This is a genomic window from Streptomyces sp. SA15, assembly GCF_002291145.1.
In the GTDB taxonomy this organism is placed as follows: domain Bacteria; phylum Actinomycetota; class Actinomycetes; order Streptomycetales; family Streptomycetaceae; genus Streptomyces.
On the sequence record NZ_NTGE01000133.1, the window covers coordinates 98,686 to 105,040 of the forward strand.

4 protein-coding genes are annotated in these 6,355 nt (G+C 73.2%); 3 read left to right on the forward strand and 1 reads right to left on the reverse strand.

The genetic code is table 11. The annotated features are described in order from the left end of the window. The first annotated feature begins 144 nt into the window (after positions 1–144). A complete protein-coding gene (locus CLM62_RS31635; protein ID WP_095753316.1) occupies positions 145–804 on the forward strand; it encodes an HAD family hydrolase in 660 nt (219 codons plus the stop codon). A 111-nt stretch (positions 805–915) separates the two neighbouring features. Here CLM62_RS31635 and CLM62_RS50300 read toward each other — a convergent pair whose 3' ends face one another. Beyond that, entirely contained in the window at positions 916–2,034 is a 1,119-nt protein-coding gene (locus tag CLM62_RS50300; protein ID WP_257004208.1) for a peptidoglycan-binding protein, read from the reverse strand. Positions 2,035–3,093: 1,059 nt separating this feature from the next. Here CLM62_RS50300 and CLM62_RS31645 point away from each other — a divergent pair. Next, on the forward strand, positions 3,094–5,154 hold the full coding sequence (locus CLM62_RS31645) for an MFS transporter (RefSeq protein WP_095753318.1): 2,061 nt from the start codon (positions 3,094–3,096) through the stop codon (positions 5,152–5,154). A 118-nt stretch (positions 5,155–5,272) separates the two neighbouring features. Beyond that, positions 5,273–5,977, forward strand: coding sequence for a hypothetical protein (locus CLM62_RS31650; RefSeq protein ID WP_095753319.1), 705 nt, complete (start codon positions 5,273–5,275; stop codon positions 5,975–5,977). Positions 5,978–6,355 lie beyond the last annotated feature (378 nt).

Sequence of the window (6,355 nt, forward strand, 5' to 3'; positions counted from 1 at the left end):
CGGGAGACGGTGGCGTAATGCGGCCCGGTTTTGTACCGTGAGGGAACAAAGTGGCCCCGCCCGTTTTCCCTGACCGGCGGGCGGGACCACCTTGTTCCTACGAGGGCCACCTGTACCCCTTGTTCTCGCGCCTTGGAGCTGCCGATGACGGCCACCGCCGTGCTCACCGCCCGCGCCCTCCTGCTGGACATGGACGGCACCCTCGTCAATTCCGATGCCGTGGTCGAACGGATCTGGCGGCGCTGGGCCGAGCAGCACGGGCTGGACAGCGACGAGGTCATGAAGGTCGTCCACGGCCGGCAGGGGTACGCCTCGATGGCGCTGCTGCTGCCCGGCCGGCCCATGGAGCAGAACTACGCGGACAACGCGCGCATGCTGGCCGAGGAGACGGCCGACATGGAGGGCGTCGTCGCGGTGCCCGGTGCGCCGGAGTTCCTCGCCTCCCTGCGCGGGCTGCCGCACGCGCTCGTCACCTCCGCCGACGTCCCGCTGTCCACGGCGCGGATGGCTGCGGCGGGCCTCGGCCTGCCCGACGTCCGCGTCACCGCCGAGTCCGTCGGCGCGAGCAAGCCGGACCCCGAGGGCTTCCTCAAGGGCGCCGCCGAACTGGGCGTCACGCCCGCCGACTGCGTGGTCTTCGAGGACTCGGGCGCGGGCATCGAGGCGGGGCGCGCGGCGGGGATGCGGGTGGTGGGGGTCGGGGCGAGGGCCGGTTTCCATGGGCCGGACGCGCTGGTGGGGGATCTGCGGGAGGTGCGGGTGGAGGCTTTGGGGGACGGGACGATGCGGGTGTATGTCGGCTAGGTGCGCAGGTAGGGCCTGTTGCGAAAGTTCCGTCGTCCGCCCCTAGAGCGTCGTGGGCAGGCGGGACTTTCGCAACAGGCCCTGGGGGCGCCAGGTTTCCTACGGCGTTTCCTACGGCTCCTTCGTCTCCGACTCGAGCCTGGTGCGGGTCGGGTGGTCGTACACCCCGAGGTTGTCGGTGCCTACGCCACGGGACCACTGGTAGTTGCGCAGGGCGTCCTCGACCTGGGTGCTGAAGTTCCCGTCGATCTCGCCGTTGTAGAGGTACAGCTGACGCAGGCGCTGCTGGAGTTCGGTGACTTCGGGGCCTTGGTCGCCGCGGCGCAGGACGGGAGCGCCCTGGCGGCCGTCCTCGGCGCCCTCCGCCGAACCGCCGCCTGCCTCGGGGCCGCCGCCGGGGGAGCTGGTCGGGGTCTGCGTCGGTTCGGCCGACCGGGTGGGGGTCGGCGAGGCGCTGGTCGCGGACACCGACGGTGATGCGGAGGGTGACGGGCTGGTGCTGGCGGACGGGGACGGAGAGGCGGACGTCGGCGGTGCGGACGGGGTCTCCTGGGACGGGGACACGGACGCCGCGCTGGTCGAGGGGGCCGGGATGGCCGCCCGTACGTCCTCCGGCGGTGCGCCTTCCCGCGACGGGGTCTCGTAGGAGAACAGCCCACTCGCCAGCCCGGCGGCCGCCACCACCGCGACGACGGCTCCACCGACGCCGAGCAGGGCGGTACGGCGTCGGCGCCGGGGTCGCTCGTCGTGCCCGGTGGGTCCGGAGACGGTGAGTCCGGAGGCGGTGGACGCGGATCCGGCGGCGCCGGTGCCACCGGCCGCCTCGAAGAGAGGCAGGCCGGTGGCGTTGGGCCCGGCCGCCGGGGGTGCCAGGGGGGTCGGGAGCACGGAGGTCGCGTCGATGGCGGGGAGCGCGGTGGTGGCCTCCGTGCCGGGGTGCGTGGAAGCGGTGTCCGGGCTGGGGCGGGTGGTGGGGTGTGCGGCGGGCGCGTGCGTGGTGGGGAGCTGGGCGGTGGTGTCCGCAGCGGGGAGCGCCGTGGTGGCGTCCGTGCCAGGGCGTGAGGAGGTCGCGTCCGTGACAGGGAGCGCCGTAGTGGGGTCGGTGGCGCGATGCGCGTCGGTGTGGTGATGGGCGGTGGGCGCGTGCGTGGTGGGGAGCTGGGCGGTGGCGTCCGCAGCGGGACGCGTGTCGGTGCCCTCTACGCGGGGAAGCGCGACGGTGGCGTCCACATCAGGCGTTGCAGCGGGCGGCGCCGCAGGCGACGCTACGTGGGCCGCGGTACGCCGTGCGGAGGGCGATGCGGCACGCGGTGCGCCGGGATCGACGGCGCGCAGCGGCATGGTGGCCTCGGCCGGCGGCACGTCGAGCGCGCCGACCACTCCGGTCCCGCCCGGAGCCTGATGGGCCTCGCCCACTCCGGGCAGCTGGATGTGCCGGTTGCTGTCGGCCGTCCGGCCGGGTCCGTTGCCTGCGGGTGTCGGGCCGCTCCCGTTGCCCTCCGGCGCCGGATCGGCGCCTCCACCCCCAGTCGCCTGGTCAGTTGAGCGTCCCTCAATCGTCGGGTTGGCCGGGCGTCCCGTGGTCGTCGGATCGGCCGGGCGCCCACCCATCGCCGGGTCAGCCGGGCGTCCCGCGGCCGTCGGGTCAGCCGGGCGTCCCGCGGCCGCCGGGTCGACAGCGCGTCCCTCAACCGCCGTGTCAGCCGGGCCTCCCCCAGTCATCGGGTTGGCCCCGCGTTCCCCACCAGCCGGGCCGGCCGCGCCCCCTTCACCCACCCGGTCAGCCGACAGACCCTCACCCGCCGGGTCAGCCGACAGACCCTCACCCGCCGGGTCACCAGAGCGCCCCCCAGCCACCGAACCAGCCGCGCGCCCCGCACCCCCCGGATCGGCCCCGCCGCCCTCGACCCTCAGGTCCTCCCCCTCAGCCGGCGCCGCCAACTCCACATACGGCCGTATCCGCAGTGGATCGAAGTCCTCCGCCGCGGCCGCCTCCGCCGTGCGCGCGTCGCGCAGGGCGTCGGACGCTCGTCGGCCGCAGGCGCACGACGGGGTGTTGTCCGCCCCCCTTGGTGCGCCGCACTCCGGGCACAGGTGTCCCTTCGGCTCGGTCACGCGTTCGTCCCTCCCCTCGCGAACATCCCCCCGCGAACTCCAGAGATTATGCAGATCTCCTCCACACAGTCTCCCGCGCGCCCCCGGAACGCCGGCTTCCAAAAGGACTCAACAGGCCATAACTGGTCACACCGATCACGATGGAGGTTGTAACGAGACCGGCGGGAGGTCTTCATGGCCGAGGACGCACACGGTATGACGCATGGTGTGACCGGACAGGTGCGAGACGCGCGGGACGAGCACGTGCCCGGCAACGTTCTCGTCTCGATCGGCGCCCTGCTCCTCGGGATGCTGCTCGCCGCCCTCGATCAGACCATCGTGTCGACCGCGTTGCCCACCATCGTCAGCGAACTCGGCGGCATGGAGCACCTGTCCTGGGTGGTCACCGCGTATCTGCTGGCCTCGACCGCCGCGACCCCGCTGTGGGGGAAGCTGGGCGACCAGTACGGACGCAAGACGCTGTTCCAGATCGCGATCGTGATCTTCCTCGTCGGCTCGGCGCTGTGCGGCGCCGCTCAGAACATGCCCCAGCTCATCGGCTTCCGAGCCATCCAGGGCCTCGGCGGCGGCGGGTTGATGGTGCTGTCGATGGCGATCGTCGGCGACCTCGTGCCGCCGCGCGAACGCGGGCGCTATCAAGGGCTGTTCGGTGCCGTCTTCGGGGCGACCAGCGTCCTCGGCCCGCTCCTCGGCGGGCTGTTCACTCAGCATGTGAGCTGGCGCTGGGTCTTCTACGTCAACCTGCCCGTCGGCGTCGTCGCCCTCGCCGTGATCGCGACCGTCCTGCGCATCCCACGCAAGTCCATGCGGCACGTCATCGACTACCTCGGTACGTTCCTCATCGCGTCCGTCGCCACCAGCCTGGTGCTCGTGGCCTCCCTGGGCGGCACGACATGGAACTGGGGCTCGCCGCAGATCGTGGGCCTCGCGGTCCTGGGTGTCGTACTCGCCGTCGTGTTCGTGGCCGTCGAGCGGCGGGCGGCCGAACCCGTCCTGCCCCTCAAGCTGTTCCGCGTCCGCACCTTCACACTCTCCGCCGTCATCAGCTTCGTCGTCGGCTTCGCGATGTTCGGCGCGATGACCTATCTGCCGACGTTCCTCCAGGTCGTCCAGAACGTGAGCCCCACCCTGTCCGGTGTGCACATGCTGCCGATGGTGCTCGGTCTGCTGCTGGCGTCGACCGTCTCCGGGCAGATCGTCAGCCGTACCGGCCGCTGGAAGGTGTTCCCGGTCGTGGGCACGGGGGTCACCACGTTCGGTCTGCTCCTCCTCCACCAACTCGACGGGTACAGCTCCACCGCCGAGATGAGCAGCTACTTCTTCGTCTTCGGCCTCGGACTCGGCCTCGTGATGCAGGTCCTGGTCCTCATCGTGCAGAACGCCGTCTCGTACGAGGATCTCGGCGTCGCCACCTCCGGCGCGACCTTCTTCCGGTCCATCGGCGCCTCCTTCGGCGTCGCCATCTTCGGCACGATCTTCGCGGGCCGCCTCGGCGAGAAACTGGCCGACGCCTTCCGGGGCACCCAACTGCCGCCCGGAGTCTCGGTGGACGCCCTGGAGGCCGACCCGCGGGGCATCGCCGCCCTGCCGCCCGCGCTGCGCCCGCCGGCCGTACAGGCGTACGCCTCGTCCATCACCGACGTGTTCCTGTACGCCGCTCCCGTCGCCCTCCTCGGCTTCGTACTGGCCTGGTTCCTGAAGGAGGACCGGCTGCGCGGCTCGGTCACCGCGCCCGACGTCACCGAGACGCTCGCCAGCAACCCGGTGGAGCGGTCGTCGTACGACGAGGTGTGCCGGGCGCTGTCCGTGCTCGGCACACGGGAGGGCCGGCGCGAGATCTACCGCACGATCACCGAGCGGGCGGGCTACGACCTCCTGCCCGCCGCGAGCTGGCTGCTGCTGCGGATCAAGAAGTACGGCCAGGTCGAGCCGGGCGTACTCGCCGAGCACAGCACCGTCCCGCTGACCGTCGTCATGGAGGCCGCCCGCCAGCTCGAGGAACGCCACCTCGCCCTCCGCGAGGGCCTCGACCTCGTCCTGACCGAACAGGGCCGCGAGGTCGCCGAACGCCTCGCACGGACCCGCGAGGAGTCCCTGGCCGAGCTCCTCGGCGACTGGTGGGGCCCGGACCGCCCCACCGACCTGATCCAGCTGGTGAAGGAGCTGAACGACGAGCTGTGCGGCTCGACCGCGGAACGCCCGCACGAAGAGCGCACGGTGCCACGCCTCAGCTGAGCCGCTCGCGGAACCAGTGCTCGGCGTACTGGCCCCGTTTGAGCGGGCCCGCCCCGGCTACCCGATCGGGGCACCGGCTCGTACGGAGTCGGTTGGGTCGAGAACCCGGAAGGCATTCATGTCCACTGGCGTGATCATCGCTCTGATCGTGATCGTGGCGGTCGTCGTCATCGCCGCGGCTGTCCTGATGACCCTGCGGGCCCGGCGTGGGCCCGGCGGCCAGAACCTGAAGCGACGCTTCGGGCCCGAGTACGACCGGGCCGTGGCCCGGCACGACGGGGACGCCAAGGCCGCCGAGCGCGAGCTCGCCGAGCGCCTGGAGCGGCACGGATCGCTGCGCGAGCGGTCGCTGGAACCGGGGCAGCGTGAGCAGTACGAGGCCCGCTGGACGGCCGCCCAGGAGCGCTTCGTCGACTCGCCGCGCGAGGCCGTGGCCGAGGCGGACCGGCTGCTCGCCGAGCTGGCCGGTGCGCGGGGCTTCCCGGACGGCGGGCAGTACGAGGAGCAGCTCGCCGCGCTGTCCGTGCACCACGCGGACCATGTGCACGGCTATCGGCGCGTGCACCGTGTCGCCCGCGCGGGCGTGGGCGTGGGCGGGGACGGAGGTCAGGCCGCCGACGGCCGGGCCGGCACCGAGGAGATGCGCGAGGCCATGGTCGAGGCGCGGGCCCTGTTCGAGGACCTGGTGAGCCCGGCCCGGCACCGGGCGGAGTCCCGGACGTCCGTCGTCAAGCCGGCCGTACGGTCCCACGGCGGCCCCTCGCACGCCCGCACCCACCACATGCCGTGGGGCTTCAACCGGCGTCACGCCAAGGGGAGTTGAGCGACATGACGGACGCGACGACGGGCCCGGGCGCCGAGGGCACCTCGCGCGAGGGCAAGTCGAGGGGCGATACGACGGTTCCCGGGGCGGTTCCGGACCGTGACCGGACGATGGGCGGTCCCGCATCGGGCGGTCCCGCGACGGGCGGTCCCGCGACGGGCGGTCCCGCATCGGGCGGTCCCGCGACGGGCGGTCCCGCGACGGGCGGTCCCGCGACGGGTGGCCCGGCGACCGGCGTCCCCCCGACGCCGCGACGGGCGGTCCCGCGACGGGCGGTCCCGCATCGGGCGGTCCCGCGACGGGCGGTCCCGCGACGGGCGGTCCCGCGACGGGTGGCCCGGCGACCGGCGTCCCCCCGACGAGCGACCCGGCGACGGT

Excerpts from the sequence above, each read along its gene's own strand:
- CLM62_RS31645 (WP_095753318.1), top strand. The coding sequence starts at position 3,094 with ATGGCCGAGGACGCACACGGTATGACGCATGGTGTGACCGGACAGGTG.
- CLM62_RS31650 (WP_095753319.1), top strand. The coding sequence starts at position 5,273 with ATGTCCACTGGCGTGATCATCGCTCTGATCGTGATCGTGGCGGTCGTC.
- CLM62_RS31635 (WP_095753316.1), top strand. The coding sequence starts at position 145 with ATGACGGCCACCGCCGTGCTCACCGCCCGCGCCCTCCTGCTGGACATG.